The organism is Marinomonas rhizomae (genome assembly GCF_003315485.1).
GTDB classification, from domain to species: domain Bacteria; phylum Pseudomonadota; class Gammaproteobacteria; order Pseudomonadales; family Marinomonadaceae; genus Marinomonas; species Marinomonas rhizomae.
Window position 1 is genome coordinate 102,590 of sequence record NZ_QNSE01000013.1, and the last position, 16,464, is coordinate 119,053.

15 protein-coding genes are annotated in these 16,464 nt (G+C 42.8%); 9 read left to right on the top strand and 6 right to left on the bottom strand.

Translation table 11 applies throughout. The features are described 5' to 3' along the window. Positions 1-7: 7 nt before the first annotated feature. The 6 genes from DFP80_RS16820 to arsC all read left to right on the top strand — a co-directional run bounded on the left by DFP80_RS16820 (position 8) and on the right by arsC (position 6,866). Positions 8-1,516 (top strand): tripartite tricarboxylate transporter permease, encoded by a 1,509-nt coding sequence (locus tag DFP80_RS16820; RefSeq protein ID WP_113917972.1) that lies wholly within the window; start codon positions 8-10, stop codon positions 1,514-1,516. A gap of 409 nt (positions 1,517-1,925) precedes the next feature. Then, complete coding sequence (locus DFP80_RS16825; protein WP_113917973.1) at positions 1,926-4,070, top strand: methyl-accepting chemotaxis protein; 2,145 nt, start codon at positions 1,926-1,928, stop codon at positions 4,068-4,070. Positions 4,071-4,242: 172 nt separating this feature from the next. After that, entirely contained in the window at positions 4,243-4,578 is a 336-nt protein-coding gene (locus tag DFP80_RS16830; RefSeq protein WP_113917974.1) for a metalloregulator ArsR/SmtB family transcription factor, read from the top strand. Positions 4,579-4,662: 84 nt separating this feature from the next. Continuing rightward, positions 4,663-5,382 carry an arsenical resistance protein ArsH gene (gene arsH / locus DFP80_RS16835; RefSeq protein ID WP_113917975.1) on the top strand — a complete coding sequence of 240 codons (720 nt, stop codon included), beginning with the start codon at positions 4,663-4,665 and terminating at the stop codon, positions 5,380-5,382. Positions 5,383-5,406: 24 nt separating this feature from the next. Continuing rightward, the gene (arsB, locus tag DFP80_RS16840; RefSeq protein WP_113917976.1) at positions 5,407-6,423 is read left to right on the top strand and encodes an ACR3 family arsenite efflux transporter; all 1,017 of its coding nucleotides are present in this window, start codon (positions 5,407-5,409) and stop codon (positions 6,421-6,423) included. Positions 6,424-6,446: 23 nt separating this feature from the next. Then, the gene (arsC, locus tag DFP80_RS16845) at positions 6,447-6,866 is read left to right on the top strand and encodes an arsenate reductase (glutaredoxin) (RefSeq protein WP_113917977.1); all 420 of its coding nucleotides are present in this window, start codon (positions 6,447-6,449) and stop codon (positions 6,864-6,866) included. Positions 6,867-6,959: 93 nt separating this feature from the next. Here arsC and DFP80_RS16850 read toward each other — a convergent pair whose 3' ends face one another. Further along, complete coding sequence (locus tag DFP80_RS16850; protein WP_113917978.1) at positions 6,960-8,813, bottom strand: bifunctional sugar phosphate isomerase/epimerase/4-hydroxyphenylpyruvate dioxygenase family protein; 1,854 nt, start codon at positions 8,811-8,813, stop codon at positions 6,960-6,962. Between the two features lie 331 nt (positions 8,814-9,144). Here DFP80_RS16850 and pcaQ point away from each other — a divergent pair, with 331 nt between their 5' ends. Next, entirely contained in the window at positions 9,145-10,107 is a 963-nt protein-coding gene (pcaQ, locus tag DFP80_RS16855) for a pca operon transcription factor PcaQ (protein WP_113917979.1), read from the top strand. A 34-nt stretch (positions 10,108-10,141) separates the two neighbouring features. Next, positions 10,142-11,083, top strand: coding sequence for an AEC family transporter (locus DFP80_RS16860; RefSeq protein WP_113917980.1), 942 nt, complete (start codon positions 10,142-10,144; stop codon positions 11,081-11,083). 23 nt (positions 11,084-11,106) lie between these two features. On the opposite strand, the gene aroQ is transcribed toward DFP80_RS16860, so the two are convergent. The 5 genes from aroQ to DFP80_RS16885 all read right to left on the bottom strand — a co-directional run bounded on the left by aroQ (position 11,107) and on the right by DFP80_RS16885 (position 14,947). Next, positions 11,107-11,559: a type II 3-dehydroquinate dehydratase gene (gene aroQ, locus DFP80_RS16865; RefSeq protein WP_113918013.1), complete on the bottom strand. Its 453-nt coding sequence runs from the start codon at positions 11,557-11,559 to the stop codon at positions 11,107-11,109. A gap of 57 nt (positions 11,560-11,616) precedes the next feature. Continuing rightward, complete coding sequence (locus tag DFP80_RS16870) at positions 11,617-12,549, bottom strand: AEC family transporter (protein ID WP_113917981.1); 933 nt, start codon at positions 12,547-12,549, stop codon at positions 11,617-11,619. 138 nt (positions 12,550-12,687) lie between these two features. Next, entirely contained in the window at positions 12,688-13,560 is an 873-nt protein-coding gene (locus DFP80_RS16875; RefSeq protein WP_113917982.1) for a shikimate dehydrogenase family protein, read from the bottom strand. 191 nt (positions 13,561-13,751) lie between these two features. Beyond that, complete coding sequence (locus DFP80_RS16880; RefSeq protein ID WP_113917983.1) at positions 13,752-14,600, bottom strand: class III extradiol dioxygenase family protein; 849 nt, start codon at positions 14,598-14,600, stop codon at positions 13,752-13,754. Then, the gene (locus DFP80_RS16885) at positions 14,600-14,947 is read right to left on the bottom strand and encodes a protocatechuate 4,5-dioxygenase subunit alpha (RefSeq protein WP_113917984.1); all 348 of its coding nucleotides are present in this window, start codon (positions 14,945-14,947) and stop codon (positions 14,600-14,602) included. The genes DFP80_RS16880 and DFP80_RS16885 overlap by 1 nt, the downstream gene beginning before the upstream one ends. 255 nt (positions 14,948-15,202) lie before the next feature. Between DFP80_RS16885 and DFP80_RS16890 the strand changes: the two genes are divergently transcribed. Further along, positions 15,203-16,417 carry a LysR family transcriptional regulator gene (locus tag DFP80_RS16890; RefSeq protein WP_113917985.1) on the top strand — a complete coding sequence of 405 codons (1,215 nt, stop codon included), beginning with the start codon at positions 15,203-15,205 and terminating at the stop codon, positions 16,415-16,417. Positions 16,418-16,464 lie beyond the last annotated feature (47 nt).

Genomic DNA, 16,464 nt, shown 5'->3' on the forward strand with positions numbered 1-16,464 from the left:
CCATCTTATGGATGCTTTTAATTATTTTGCCATTTCGTGGTTGTCCCCAGAATTATTAGGCTTAACGGCACTAGGCACATTCTTGGGTATTTACGTCGGCGCTATTCCCGGCTTATCGGTTACTATGGCCGTTTCTATCTTGATCTCATTTACTTTTTCATGGGACGTGAATTACGCATTATGCCTTATGGTTGGCGTCTATATGGGCGGGGTTTATGGTGGTTCTCGTACTGCCATATTACTCAATATCCCAGGTGCTCCCTCTGCTATCGCTACGGCTTTAGATGGTTACCCTTTAGCGAAAAAAGGCTTAGCTGGGGAAGCCATTGGCTTGTCCACTGTTATGTCTGTGGTCGGTGGCTTTGTCGGAATTATTGTCTTAGCGATCGCCGCGCCCACTGTAAGTGAGTTTGCTATAACGTTTCAACCACGTGATTATATGATGTTAGGCGTGCTTGGTATTATGCTCGTAGGCTCTTTGTCTGGTAGTAGTCTGGCTCGAGGTATTTTTGCTGGCGCTCTTGGTCTCTTAATCGGCACGGTTGGACTTGACCCAATGACAGCCGAAGAGCGTTTTACCTTTGGCGTTATCGAGCTTTGGGATGGCATTAACCCTGTCGCTGTGATGATTGGTATGTTTGGTATTTCTGAAGCCTTACACCAGTTACACCATATGAACAAAGCAGTAGTAAAACAGAAGATCTCTCGTATCATTCCGAAATGGTCCGACATTAAAAAGTACATGCCACTTAGCCTGCAAACTTCTTTCATTGGCGTCATCGTAGGTGCATTACCAGGTACTGGTGGTGATATTGCTGCGCTGATGGCTTACGACCACGCTAAACGCGTTACCAAAAAGCCCAAAGTCCCATTTGGTGAAGGCGCTAAAGAAGGTTTAATTGCTCCAGAAGCAGCAAATAACGCGGCGGTCGGCGGTGCTTATATCCCTATGCTAACCTTGGGAATTCCTGGGGATGCTGTAACAGCAGTATTTATTGGTGCCCTGTTTATTCATGGCTTAAACCCAGGCCCTTTGTTGCTGGTTGAACAGCCTCACATGTTCTGGTTTACAGTCGGCAACCTCACATTAGCAAACATTTTCGTGCTGATCTTTGGTTTAACGGGGATCAGGCTTTTCTCGAAAATCGTCGAATGCCCGAAAGGCATTTTAATTCCGTTAATTTTCCTTTTATCTATTGTTGGCGCTTATGCTATTAATAATGCCATTACAGATATTTGGTGGATGCTAGCATTTGGGGTATTTGGCTATTTTATGCGCCTATACGGATTTCCGGTTGGTCCCGTTATCTTGGGTGTTATTTTAAGCTCGCTAACTGACGAAAACTGGCGCCGTGCTATTTTATCTGAGCGTGGCAATGTAGGTGATTTGTTTATTAACTTATTCCACAGCCCTCTCTCAACGGTACTATTTAGTGTGATTGTTTTAATACTTTTTACTCAGTCTCCTATTTGGACGAAATGGTTAAAAAGGAAACTTTTCCAAGCATCTGCATAACTTTTTATTGGTATACAACATGCTACAAACACCGGTTTCCTTGTTTAATGAATAAGGCCACCGGTGTTTTTTATATTCCACTCGCTAAAAAACACATTATCAATTGCTAGCTAACACGATACTTCTATCTAAAAGCGGCACATTACTGCTTCTTTTCATCGAAATGACCCAATATGAAGCAATAAAAACAAATAAAGACCAATTAGAGTGCAGAGTAAAAATATCTATTTTAAATAAATCACTGCTTTCTAAAACATATACAGACGAATGATAAGGTATTTTTATAAGTTAGTAGAACATCAAACTAAAGTTTCCATTTGAAAAAACACTGGCAAAAAAATTGCTTTTTAAAAGCTCCCCCTAAGTATCTGCAACGAAGTAGTACTTAACGCCATGGAGCAATATTGATATGAGTTTGAAAAGCAGTCAGATGTTACTTTCACCAAAAGAACGTCGTTGGTTACCTTGGTTTGGCAACACTGGTCGACTCTCTCTCTTTTGGTCATGTTATTTAAATAAAGAAACCTATCCAAATATTGAAAAGACCTTTGAAAGCATTGCCAACACAAGAGTGAAGCTACTCAATACTTGGGTAAATAATCAATGGTCACAATTGGATGTTTTATTAGAAATCATCACCAGCTCATTTCCTCATATCGAACAAGAAGCTCTAGAGGAGCGCCTAAACATAGTGCTTGATGTGTCGGAATACTTCGTGATTGATACGCAAGGCAAAGTACTCAATTCCACCAAGAAAGATCGTATCAATAAAATAGACTTACCAAGCAAAGCGGTAGAAGCGGGCTTAAAGACACCATTCCTTCATGGCCCATATGTTGACCAAAACACACTTAACATCGGCGCTTCTAGTTCAAAGTTTCACGATGCTGTCACACTGATGTTCTACCTACCGATTAAGCAAAACGGTATCAGCGTTGGTGCCATTTGCGCCCGCGTACCCAACGATGTTGTTAGCGATCTCATCCAACGTGAAGCTGGACATATCTATAAGGAATCCGGCGATAACTACTTATTCATGGTGAAACCTGAATTCGATAAATCCATACTACCTGGCACCGCGCTTTCCCGTTCCCGCTTTGAAGATGACACCTTCAGTCATGGTGAAAACTTAAAAAGCGGAATAACGACAAATTGGGGTGTGGTTAAAGTTCAGCAACACACTGAGTTTGAAATTCGCTTTACTGATCCAGCGACAAAAGAATTGCACCCAGGCGTACGAGAAACTATTAAGAATGGCCAAAACCTCTTTGTGACTTACCCTGGTTATTCAGACTATAGACATATCCCCGTTATCGGCAAAGGCATTACCTTCCAGTTAAAGGGCAGCCCAGACACTTGGGGCATGATGTGCGAGGGCGATTTAGAAGAAGTTTACCGCCGCCGTTCTATCAACCTAAAATTAATGAAAAGCTATTTATTCGCTTCCAGCGTTCCACTTATCATCAGTACCTCGCTACAAGCCTACACCAACTTATCTATCGCTCTAACCAGCATAGCAGCGTTCGCTAGCTTAGCCGCTGCGGGACTGCTTTTTAATAAATTCAGCACAAAAAAAATAAGCGGCAGTATGAGCCAAATGACCGAAGTCATTCAAACCATAGCCGAAGGTGAAGGCAACCTTAAACAACGCCTAGATGAAAACCTTGCCAATGACGAAACAGGCGATATGGGCCGCTGGATGAACAGCTTTATCGATAACCTCGATACCACTATGGGGCAAGTTATATCGGCCAGCACCAACGTCAAAAAGTCTAATGACTTTATGGTTCGCACAAATGAAGAAGCAAGCCAAGCTTCGCAATACCTTGAATCCACAGTGGAGAGCATGCTTAATGTATTCCAACAGCAAATAAACGAAGTACAAAGTGCCTCTAAAACCGCTGATGATTTGAAGCAAGCCATGAATCAAGTAGCAGAAGAAACACAATTTCGCTTAGAAGATGCCAAAACAGGCACCCAAGAAATACGTGATGTAGTACGAACCACGGCCGAGTCGGTAAAGTCACTTGATCAGAAAACCAATGAAGTTGCCGGTATCATTAGCACTATTTCGGACATCACCAACCAAACGAATCTATTAGCTTTAAACGCCGCTATTGAAGCTGCAAGAGCGGGTGAACATGGGCGTGGATTCTCTGTGGTAGCAGATGAAGTACGTAGTTTGGCGTCTAAAACAGCCTCCGCCGCTGAAGAAATACAAGCCATGCTAGAAGGCATCCAAGAAGAAACCCGCAGCGCTGTAAGTTTCATGGAAAAAGGCGCAGAAAATGTTGATAAAAACCTCATGGCAAACGAACAAACGAACACGGGCGACAGCGCTTTATACGCTTTAGTCGACACTATGTTTGAGGCTATTTTATTACTCAATGAAAGCAACAAAGAAAATGCAAAAACGGCTCATGAAATGGGAGCAGCGACAGAACAGATGCGACGCTCAATCGCAGCATTACAAAGACGTTCCTCTCGTGTTGGCTTGTCTGCCTTGAAGCTGAACTCCCTAGTTGGTCAGTTTCAAGTAACAGAAAAGGCCTAAATTTCCTTAGAAACAATGCTGAATCCAGCATTGTTTCACTGCTTTCTTCCTAACAAACATACTTCAATAAATCCTTTTACTCACAAAGTCAGCGTTGAATATGGATCAATGTATTTATTGACTTTCACTAAAATATATGCGAAATTTCATATATGTATTTTGGAGTATATATATGAACCCGTGTCGTTTTTACAAATGCTTAGCAGATGATATTCGTCTCAAGTCTCTCATGTTGATATCTCAAGCTGGTGAAGCTTGCGTGTGCGACTTAATGGCAGCTCTTGAATTAGACCAACCCAAGGTATCACGACATCTAGCCGAGCTGAGAAAGTGCGGCATTTTACAAGACGAACGTCGTGGGAAATGGGTCTTTTATCACATACATCCAACATTGCCGAACTGGGCTAAAGAAGTGATTTTAGACACAGCAAAACACAATAAAGACTATTATCAAGCAGCATTAACTCGGCTAAAGTCCTGCCAATCATCAACCAATAATTGTTGCTAAAGACGATCCACCAGCCAGATCTATCAATCGAATCAGAGCGATGATTGTCTTAGAGAATAACCTTACAGCCGTAGGAATGAATCAATGAGTACTGATAACAACAGCTTACCCAACATAAACCAAGAGAAATTTCACACCCCTAATATCGAGCAATTTTCAATTGCCTCAAGCCAGCAAAAACCGCGCATTTTATTACTTTATGGCTCTTTAAGAGAACGCTCTTACAGTCGCTTAGTAATAGAAGAGTCAGCTCGTTTACTGGTAGCTCTTGGCGCAGAGGTGCGCATTTTTAATCCTCAAGGCTTACCACAACCAGATAACGCAGAAGACAATCACCCAAAAGTAAAAGAACTACGCGATTTAATGATGTGGTCAGAGGGACAAGTTTGGTGCTCTCCTGAGCGTCATGGTGCAATGACCAGCATCCTAAAAAGCCAAATTGATTGGGTGCCGTTAAGCATAGGCAGTGTTCGACCAACACAAGGTAAGACGCTCGCAGTAATGCAGGTTAGTGGCGGCTCCCAATCGTTTAACGCTGTTAACCAAATGCGTATCCTAGGTCGCTGGATGCGTATGTTCACCATTCCCAATCAGTCCTCTGTCGCCAAAGCTTTTTTGGAGTTTGAAGAGGATGGCCGCATGAAACCATCAGCATATTACAACCGCATTGTTGATGTGGTGGAAGAGTTAATGAAGTTCACCTTATTGCTACGTGATAACAAAGACGTCCTCGTTGACCGTTATTCTGAGCGAGTTGAACATGCCGAGCAGCTCAGCCAACGAGTAAATCAAAAATCACTCTAACAGCATAAGAAACGGAGGTTATAAATGGGATTATTTGAACGTTATCTCACTATTTGGGTTGGGTTAGCTATTTTAGCAGGCATCATTGCAGGTAGTTCAATACCCGATATTTTTGCTGTCGTTGCGAGTTTAGAATACGCACATGTTAACTTCGTTATGGCGGTATTAATTTGGCTGATGATTTACCCAATGATGGTACAGATTGATTTCTCCTCCATCAAAGATGTAGGTAAAAACCCTAAGGGGCTTGCACTAACACTCGTTATTAATTGGTTAGTTAAACCCTTTACAATGGCATTTTTAGGCTGGTTATTTTTCAAAATACTCTTCGCGCCATGGGTCGACCCACAAACCGCACAAGAATACATAGCAGGAATGATTTTACTGGGTGTAGCGCCTTGTACTGCCATGGTTTTTGTATGGAGCCAACTAACAAAAGGCGACGCTAATTATACCTTAGTACAAGTATCCATTAACGATGTCATTATGATTTTTGCCTTTGCCCCTATTGCAGGCTTATTGCTAGGTGCAACAGATGTTCATGTGCCCTGGGATACATTACTCATCTCTGTTGTCTTATATGTCCTCGTGCCACTTATTGCCGGCGTCATAACACGTAAGTTATTGGATAAAAATGACGACCACACAAAACTCAATAGCTTCTTAAGAAGCATGAAACCTTGGTCTATTATAGGGTTATTGGCTACCGTTGTACTGCTGTTCGGCTTCCAGTCTGAAACCATACTATCAAAGCCACAAGCCATTATACTCATTGCTATTCCGCTATTAATCCAAACCTACGGCATTTTCTTCATCGCCTACTGGCTTGCGAAAAAATTCAAACTACCTCATACAGAGGCCGCCCCCGCCAGCATGATAGCGACATCTAACTTTTTCGAGCTGGCCGTAGCCGTCGCAATTTCATTATTTGGACTGCACTCTGGTGCCGCTTTAGCTACGGTCGTTGGAGTACTCGTAGAAGTCCCTGTCATGTTGTCATTAGTTTGGTTTGTGAATCGAACCCGCCACTGGTTTGCTTAAAAACATTTAAAGGGAAAAATATTATGATTGTTATCCACCATAACCCAGAATGCGGCACATCTCGTAACGTGTTAAAAATAATTCAAGATGCTGGTTATAACCCAACCGTCATCGAATACGTAAAAGAAGGCTGGAGCAAAGCACAGTTATTAGGCTTATTTGCTGCCGCAGATTTGACGCCCAGAATGGCACTACGAACCACAAAGTCGCCGGCAGAAGAGCTTGGATTACTTGATGATACAGTAACAGATGACGTCCTTTTAGACGCAATGCTCAAGCACCCCATCTTAGTGAATCGCCCCATAGTTTGCTCACCAAACGGCGTCAAACTCTGTAGACCAAGTGAACAGGTACTCGATTTACTCGATCAATGGCCAAAAGGTCCCTATTACAAAGAAGACGGTGCATTGGTTATAGATGAACACGGAAATAGAGCTTTATAAATAAAAAAAACCGGAGGAAGATTTCTTCCTCCGGCATAATTTCCTCACAAAAGGATACGCCTAAAATACATCATTCCCCGCAATGACAATGATTTATTTTTTCTCTTGGCGCGCCTGTGAGGCAAGACGGACAAATGCATTCGCTTCACCATATCGACTGTAATCACCCACACGCTGTACCACTTCAAAAAAGACCCCATGCACTTCTTCTGTGTAAAAGTGGAAGAATTCACCTTCATCGTTTTGGTCATACATGATGTTATGTGACTGTAATTTTCTAATTATCTCTGAAGACAAGCCAAAACGTGCTTCAATATCACGATAGTAATTTTGTGGAATTGGCAGCTGCTTCTCACTATCAATGTTTTTAGCAGCAGCAAAAATATCATCACAAGCAAAAGCAATTTGGTGCACACCAGAGCCTTTGGACTTTTGAATAAAGCGCTGTGCCGAGGCATCACGAGCATTGGTCATATTCAACGGAATGCGTACGCGCTTATCTTTGCTTAATGCAGTACGGCTCACCACGAGCCCATGAATGTCCGGCAAGTCTTGGCTGGCATCGATATCGAAACCAAACAAAGATTTATAAAAGAAAGTCGCAGATAAAAAGTCGGTATTGGAAACCGTTTGACCAATATGGTCGAAACGCGTTAAGCCAACCCCCCTTTCACCTTGAATGCCTTGGCTCGGTTTAAAATCCACGTCAAAAAAACGTACCGCTGCATCAGCAGAAACCAAATACACCAGACTATCGCCAATGCCGCGCAATGCAGGGATATTTAATTCACCTGGGCCAGCTTGGTTTTCAAAACGTTCCACTCGATAACGCTCAGCAAGAGACAAAGTCGCCTTGACGTTTTCAGACGCAAACGCCATCGCACAAACGGATACGCCATGCTTTTGGAAATGCTCGTGAGCTTGGCTTTTCGGCTCACGGTTAAGAATCAAATTTATATTTCCCTGGCGCATCAAACTAACGTTTTTAGAACGATGCTTGTGGGTTTCATGAAAACCCAACTGGGCCAAGGTATTAGTTAACCTCTCTCCACTTTCACCTTCAATCGCAAACTCGATAAACTCAACATCACTGACTTGTGGCACGTCAATCGGCACCATTTTTTCTTCGCGCTTACTCACCGTTTGGTCATCAAGCCAAATCAATGACCGCATGCCATCAATGGCTTTTTCTAACGGAGAAGACGAACGGAATTCATCGTTGAAAATTTCATGGGACAAATAGTCATCAAAGCCTTTGTTTTTCAAAACTTGTAAGAAATCGACGACAGGCATATCACCTTGCCCGGGGAAACAGCGAAAGTGTCGACTGTATTGCAACACGTCCATTTGCAGACTGGGCGCATCGGCCACCTGCACTAACGCAATCTTATTCAAAGGAATATCATCACGCAAAACATCTAAGGTGTTGCCTCGGGAAAACATATGAAAAGTATCCAAAATGATCCCCAAATTTGGATGATCAACACGTTTCACCAAGTCCCATGCTTCATGATAATCCGCAATATGCTGACCCCAAGCTAGGGCTTCATACCCCAACATTATGCCTTCTTTTTTTGCCATTTCAGCAAATGTAAATAAGTCCGCCGCGCAAACATCTCTGTCTGCAGAAGAGTAAGGCTGTACGTTACTACAAAACAACAAACGATTCGTTCCCAGCTCATGAGCAACATCCATCTTATGCTGCAACATCTTTGCCTTTTGCGAGCGCATCGGCTCAGGCATGCCCTCCATATCACGAAATGGTTGTAGGGCAATAATCTCCAAACCTAAGTCTTGCGCCATACGACGCACATCTTTTGGCGAACCATCGAACTGAGTTAAATCATTTTCGAAGATTTCTACACCTTGAAAACCGGCTTTAGCGGCCGCTTCAAATTTTTCTCTCAGCGTGCCTGACAAGGTAACGGTTGCGAGTGCTGTTTTCATTCTTGCGTCCTGACTGTCTATATTTCATAACGAAAACGATATATGAGAAACAAACCTGATTTTTGCTTCTATATTTACTAATATTGATGCTAGCACAAGATTTTTACCTTAAGAGCCACTTCAAGAATGAAATAAAGCACTAAAAATATATCGAAAAAGGAATACATAACCTCTTTTAAAAAGCACGTCATAGGAGTGTAATATAGGAAAATCATTCCCTTATTAGCGTTTGTAACAAACCTGATTCCTTAGTGTTTCTTACTTAGTGGCTGATTACCTAATAGCCAATTAGCAGCAACTAAAACCATGCGTGTACGATGGGAGACTTCTTATGTTAGAAAACCGTATTAAATATCGCCACCTTCAATGCTTTTTAGAAGTTACTCGCCAAGGTAGTGTTGTGCGTGCTGCCGATGTACTCGCACTTACTCAGCCCGCCGTATCCAAAAAACTCAAAGAACTCGAAGATATTTTGGGCGTTAGATTATTAGAACGCAGCAAAAAAGGCGTTGAACTCACGCCATTCGGCAATGTCTTTCTGGAGCACGCCAGCACCAGTGTCGCCGCCCTTCGTGAAGGCACAGAACGAGTCTCCCAGGCACAGCAAAAAGGCATCAGTCGTATTAGTATTGGCGTATTGCCTACTGTCGCGACCAGTATTTTGCCAGAATCCGTGAAACGCTTTCGCATGGGGGGGATTGATGTTCGTTTACATTTGGTTTCAGGGCCGAACGCACTTTTAATGAGTCAATTACGCGTTGGGGAATTAGATTTAGTTGTTGGGCGTTTAGGTGTTCCAGAAGCCATGTCAGGGTTGTCTTTCCAACATTTGTATTCTGAACAGGTCGCCTTTACCGTTCGGCCAAATCACCCATTGTTGGCAAAAGACAACTTCCAGATCAGTGACATCACCAATTACACCGTACTCTACCCACCAAAAGGCTCTATTACGGCACCCTATGTTGATCGTTTTTTATTATCCCAAGGCGTAAGCACGCTTACAGACAGAATAGACACAGTGTCTGATTCATTTGGTAAGGAATTTATTCGTAACAACGATGCGGTATGGATCATTTCTCGCGGTGTCGTAGCACGGGAAATTTCAGATGGCGAGCTAGATGAATTACCCATTGATACGAAAGAAACATTGGGCGCAGTGGGCCTGACCACTCGAGCCGACTCTGTTCCTTCTATGGCATTAAAGCTCTTTATGAATGCTATAAGAGAAACAGCTCAAACCTTAGATAGCTACTACAAACCCATAGAACACCATAAAGATGAATTAGCCATTTAAACTGCTCTTTTAGTTACCAAAACAGGAACCCCAGATGCTGACTATTGTTGCGATCACAACCCCGATTTTTATCATGATAATGTTGGGTTACTTTGCAGTTCGCATCAAGCTGGTTCCCGGTGATACCATCGCAGGCATGGCAAAAATTGTCATGTATTTTACCCTTCCAGCCCTTATTTTCAGCACCTTGGCAAGAATGGAATTTGAGGACGTCATTGTCCCAACCTACCTTGCTACTTATGCAATAGGGTCCCTACTCACCCTATTGATTGGTCTATTTATTAGCTTAAAACTTATGAAGCGCTCTCTCATTGAGAGCACACTAAAAGGCGCAGGCATGGCCTGTTCAAATTCGGCATTCTTCGCATATCCAGTCATGTTACTCGCCTTCAGCAATCCTCCCACGGCGGCGTTTGCCATGTCTCTTATTGTTGAAAACATCCTGGTTTTGCCTATCACCTTTGTAATCTTAGAAATCAGTTCGTCGAGAGGACAAGGCCTGAAACCCACCCATATGCTCTACACTGTGATAAAAAGATTGCTCAAGAATCCACTTATTTTGGCCGTCACCGGTGGGGTATTAGCGTCTACATTTCACTTAGAACTGCCCGCTGTGATTGATCGAGTATTGGTCATGTTATCCGGCGCTTCCGCTACACTCGCCCTCATTGTACTGGGTGGCTCCTTAGTTGGAACCAGTCTAACAGGCAACACCAAAGACATTTGCTTTGTCACCACAGGTAAATTGGTACTGCATCCGTTAATGATTGCTGTTGTTGCACTCTTTATGCCAGAAATGGACCGCAATCTTTTGCTTGGGGGCATCTTGATTGCAGCCGTCCCCATGATGAGTATTTACCCGATTATTGGCAGCCAATATGGATTCCGCTCGCTTTGTGCAAGCATATTATTGATTACCACATTAGCGTCATTCGTCACTCTCGCGGTGATTTTGTCTTTGATGGGCTTAAGTTAAGAGCGACAAAAGCAATCGCACCGTTAAGCCTTGAGCTTATGCACCAAGCCCTGAATACCCAACACATATCCATGCACACCCATACCCACGACAATCCCTACTGCAGCCGGTGAAATATAAGAATGATGACGGAAAGCTTCACGAGCATGTACGTTAGAGATGTGAACCTCAATCACGGGCACCTCGGCGCCTTTTATAGCATCGTGAAGCGCAACAGATGTGTGTGTATAAGCACCTGGATTGAATACCACCCCCAAGACTTCGCCCGCTTTTATGCGCCGACCAGCTTCATGAATCAAATCAATTAAGACTCCTTCATGGTTAGATTGATGGCATTCCACCTCATGGCCTAATGATGTAGCGGCTTCGCGACACATTACCTCCACATCAGCCAGAGTTTCATAACCGTAAGTGGCCGGTTCGCGAGTGCCCAGTAAGTTTAAATTTGGGCCGTTTAATACCATAATGGTAGACAAAATCATCTCTCCTATAAATATCAGCGTAAATATTCAACTAATTACATTGCCATTCTTTCACACAAAGAAGCGCAATAAGACACTCAAACTGAAGAATGACAACACAGTAGTAATTAATAAAGTACTAGCACAGAAACTGCGTGCCCCATATTCTCCACAAACAATGGGATAAGAGCTAAACATAGGAACCGAAGCGAAAATAAACACCGCAATTTTGAATTCGTTTGGCATAGTCGGTGTCAGCAGCAAAAGCAGCGTCACAACCAACGGAAATAACACCAATTTCCCCGCAGCCACCAGCAATATGGGGCTTAGTTGACCTTTAATCGATACACCAACCAAAGAGCCGCCAATCACAATTAACGCGACAGACGAAGCCGCAGCAGCCAACAAATCAAATCCTTTACCCATAAAGCGTGGCAAGCTTAACTCAAAGATAGAAAATACCAGCCCTGCGACCAAAGCGATTAATAGAGGATTGGTCGAGATACGCTTTAAAACAACTCCAAATAGGCTTTTCCCATGACTCTCACTCTTTCCCCGCATGGTTTCGATAAAGATTAAACAAACTGGTAATAAAATAATATTTTCGACCATCAATGACATCACAAAGGCCTGCGTCAACGAATCATCAAAAACCTGCAATAGAATAGGGAAGCCAATAAACGCACTATTTGACATGGTTGCCCCCACGCCTCTCACGCCCGCATCCACCAAACCACTTTTCAGTAAGCGCCAGCTAATTACCACCGTAATAAAAAAGGCGGCTAAACCACTCGCGGCATACACAGCAAGATAATCAAAATACAAGACCTCCTTTAGCTCCATACTAGAGAGCTTCATAAAAATCAAAGCAGGTAAAGCAAGATACAATACAAAGCGACTTAATCCGGGGATGGCAGCTTGCGGCAGAAATGAGTATCGAACACTGAGAAAGCCTATCAATATCAAAAAAAATATTGGGGCTGTGATGTTAATTACGGCTTCCATGTCACCATGTCCTCGTAGTTGCACTGTTCAGGTTTGTTTATGCGATCTATCTGTTTTTATTAGGATCAAAACTAAAAGACGCCATCAGGCGTCTTTCGTATTACTCATTCTATGAATTTATTCGCTTAGCAACAATCTCTAGATCAACGAACTTACTACCTCGTATTTTTCACAAAACTGATCCCAAACTGGCTTTACATCCGTGACGCTCTGACCAGTAAAAATTTCAAAGGCATCAATACCTTGATAAAAAAACAAATCAAAACCGGATACAATTTTCAGGCCCTTTTTTTTAGCCTCTATTAAAAATTCAGTATCCATTGGAGTATAGACCGCATCAAAGGCCCATTTTTGTCTTTGAATTAGCTCTGCAGCCAATGGCATACCAGGGCTTTTCAAGTGACCAACTGGTGTACAATTAACCAAACCATCAGCGTCTTCTGCGGCTGCCGCTATGTCTTCTTTCGCAACAACACGCGCTTTATAACCCGCTTCATTAATAGCATCGACTAAAGATTGTGCGCTGTGTTCGCTTAAATCGGTGACCAACACTTCTGTTGCTCCCACTTCAAACAAAGCAAAGCCAATCGCACGCCCTACTCCACCAGCGCCAATTACCAATACTTTACCTGCTGCAGGCACGTCTCCAGCAAGGGAATGCCCCATTCGACTTTTATAGCCACGAATAAAGCCAGTGTAATCTGTATTAAAAGCACACACTTTTCCGTCTTTTAGTAATAAGGTATTACTCGCGCCGACTTTTTTAACCGCGTCGTTTACTTCATCCGCACTATCGATAGCAATTTGCTTATAAGGGAAGGTCACATTAGTGCCAACGAAACCCAAGGCGCGAATTTCAGCAAGCTTGGTATTAAAAGACTCGGCCGTATCGTCTGCTGGCACTTGCAACTGATAATCCACTGGTAACTGATTCAGCTCACCTAACATGGCATGTAAAGAAGGAGAGCGGGAAGCCGAAATAGCCTGACCAATAAGACCCAGATTTAACATTGTAATTGCCTCCAATGTATTCCAAAAAAGAATGTCATAACAAAAATAATTGAGTGATAAAGAAAAAAAACGCTGCCTTTATCAGGAATAAAGGAAGCGTATACCAAAACTCGCGTTTTGTTGTATGACAATTTGACATGTATTTTGACTGAAAAAATTATATCAGTATGGCAATTCAATAAAGCCCAGTTTTAAACGGCATCGCTCGTGGCTAACAATTGTAAGCCTGCACCAGTGTTCGAAATCGGCAAATGATAACTACGATGTAGCTCGGTTAACTTACCTTGCAAAGCACCACGCATTGCTAGCCACATATTCAACTCAACACCTTGCGACCCCGCTTGTTCTACCAAGTCAAAATTAGTGAACTTGGTAAGCGCTTCCGGCTCATTCACAATTTTATCCATACAATATAAATCGAATGGTTTATTAATAAAGCCCGCACGCTGGCCATCTAACTGGTGAGACAAGCCACCGGTACCAAATACCACAACTTTTTGATCACTAGAATAAGCTCGAATAGCATCACCAATCGCCTTGCCAAAATCAAAACAACGACTGGGTTTCGGCATGGGATGGCGTTCACAGTTGATCGCGATTGGAATCACCCTAATATGACCGTATTTATGGCCTGGCCACATAAGCGTAAGAGGCACAGTCAGCCCATGATCCACTTTCATTTCTTGGCAAACAGTTATGTCAAACTCATGTTCTACCAATTGATTAACAATATGCCAAGATAGCTCAGTTTCTCCTCTGACTGGTGGGATTTCAGCAATCCCCCAACCCTCATCAGCATTCTCATACTGAGCAGCAGCGCCAATAGCAAAAGTCGGCTTGCGATCATGAAAAAACTCTAACCCATGATCATTATAAAAAATGACAGCGATGTCAGGCTCTTGCTCATACAGCCACTCACGAACCGGAGGATAGGCGTCAAAGAAGTTTTTCCAATACGGTGTTTGTTCAAGGCCTTTATCCATAGCGACACCAATGGCAGGGATATGTGATGTGGCGATACCACCAAGTATTTTCGCCATTATTTTTCTCCCTGTTGAACTAAAAATGCTTTGAACTCGTCTGTTGTCATTCCCGTCTGCAAACCGCCAACATCTTGGACATTTAACCCCAAGATCCCAGCAAATTTTGCTAGATAATAAATACTGCCACCGGCTTCTAACATGGCAATAACATCACGTTTTTTTACCGCCTGTTTTTGCTCTAAAGAAAGCCCGAACCTTTCACAATAATCATCTTCATTCGCTAGGAAGGCTTTTCGCCCATTTGCATTATTAAAGGAATAACACATTTTATTTAAAGGGTAGCCCTTCGTTGCCATCGGCCCATCAAACATAATATTGCCCGGAATATGTCCCACCTGACTCATACTGTCACCTCACTATAAAATTATTTTATTCAATGGTGTAAACCCCCATTAACTGCGAGTATAAGAATAAATGAGCTGTGCAAACCTTGATCTACATCTATTTTTCACTATTTAAAAAATAGAACGCATTATTTATGTATTTTTTAAATAAGAGTTCTTTTTTGCCCATATATAGGAAAAAAGGCATAATTAATCCTTCATTTTGATTTCTTTGGTATTCGTTTTTGATATAGTTGTAAAAAACGAGGAGATCTTATGGAGATAGCAATTCCCAACTTACGACATTTGCGCGTATTTCTCGCGGTCGCAGAGCTAAAAAGCATCACCCGAGCTTCTGAAAATATCTTCCTATCTCAGCCAGCTATCACTCAGGCAATCGCCAAGTTAGAAGGGCTATTGGGCGCGTCTCTTTTTGAACGCCATTCAGATGGCATGTATCCCACACCATCAGGCGAGGTATGGCAAAAACGTGTTAGCCGCGCCATCGATCATATTCAAACAGCCACACAAGAAATCGTAAAAGACACGACTCAAAAAGAACGCTCACCTAAAAATCTCATCGCCTTAATCAGCACCACTCAATTAAGAGCCTTGATTGCCGTGAGTGAGGCGCAAAACTTTAGTATTGCCAGCCGGAATTTGTCTGTATCGCAGTCTTCAGTGCATCGTGCAGCTCGTGACTTGGAGCGATTGCTCGGGGTTGTACTATTCGAAAAAAACAGCCTAGGAACCAGTGCGACCAAGGCAGCGCAAACTTTAGCAAAAGCAACAAAATTGGCTTTCAGTGAATTACGCCAGGGTATATACGAAATCAACGCCTTACAGTTTAAAGACGTCAGTACTATCACCATTGGCAGCATGCCTTTGGCTCGTATGACTATTTTGCCAAAATCGATTTTGCAGTTTAACGAACGCCACCCTGATGTAAATATCAATGTCACCGAAGGCCCATATACCGATTTGCTTCATCACCTGCGTCAAGGTGATATCGATATTATCCTAGGCGCGTTGCGCTATCCGACCCCCGCAGATGATGTGGTCCAGGAAGAATTATGGGCACCGCCATTGTCTGTAGTAGCTCGCAAAGATCATCCTTTAATGGAAAAAAACACCATCAGCGCAAAAGATCTCACTGAGTTTGCTTGGGTCGTACCTGCCAAAGATACACCCACTAGACAGGCTTTCGAGGCTATTTTCAACGACGCGGATATCCCCTTACCTACACGCTTAGTCGAGTCCAGTTCGCAGATACTTATTCGTGAATTATTAATCGAAAGCGATCGACTAACGCTCATTTCAGCACACCAAGTGGAGCGAGAAATTAATATTGAATTACTCAATGTTATTAACTTTCCGCTGGACCACACTCGTCGTCCAATTGGGCTTTGTGTACGAAAAAGCTGGCTTCCGACCGTAACTCAATCGCATTTCCTTAGTTTATTACGAGATATCTCTGAGCGCTTCAGGTGAGCAAAAAACAAGCCTCATTGCAAAAAATGAATAGCTTATGCGCTTTA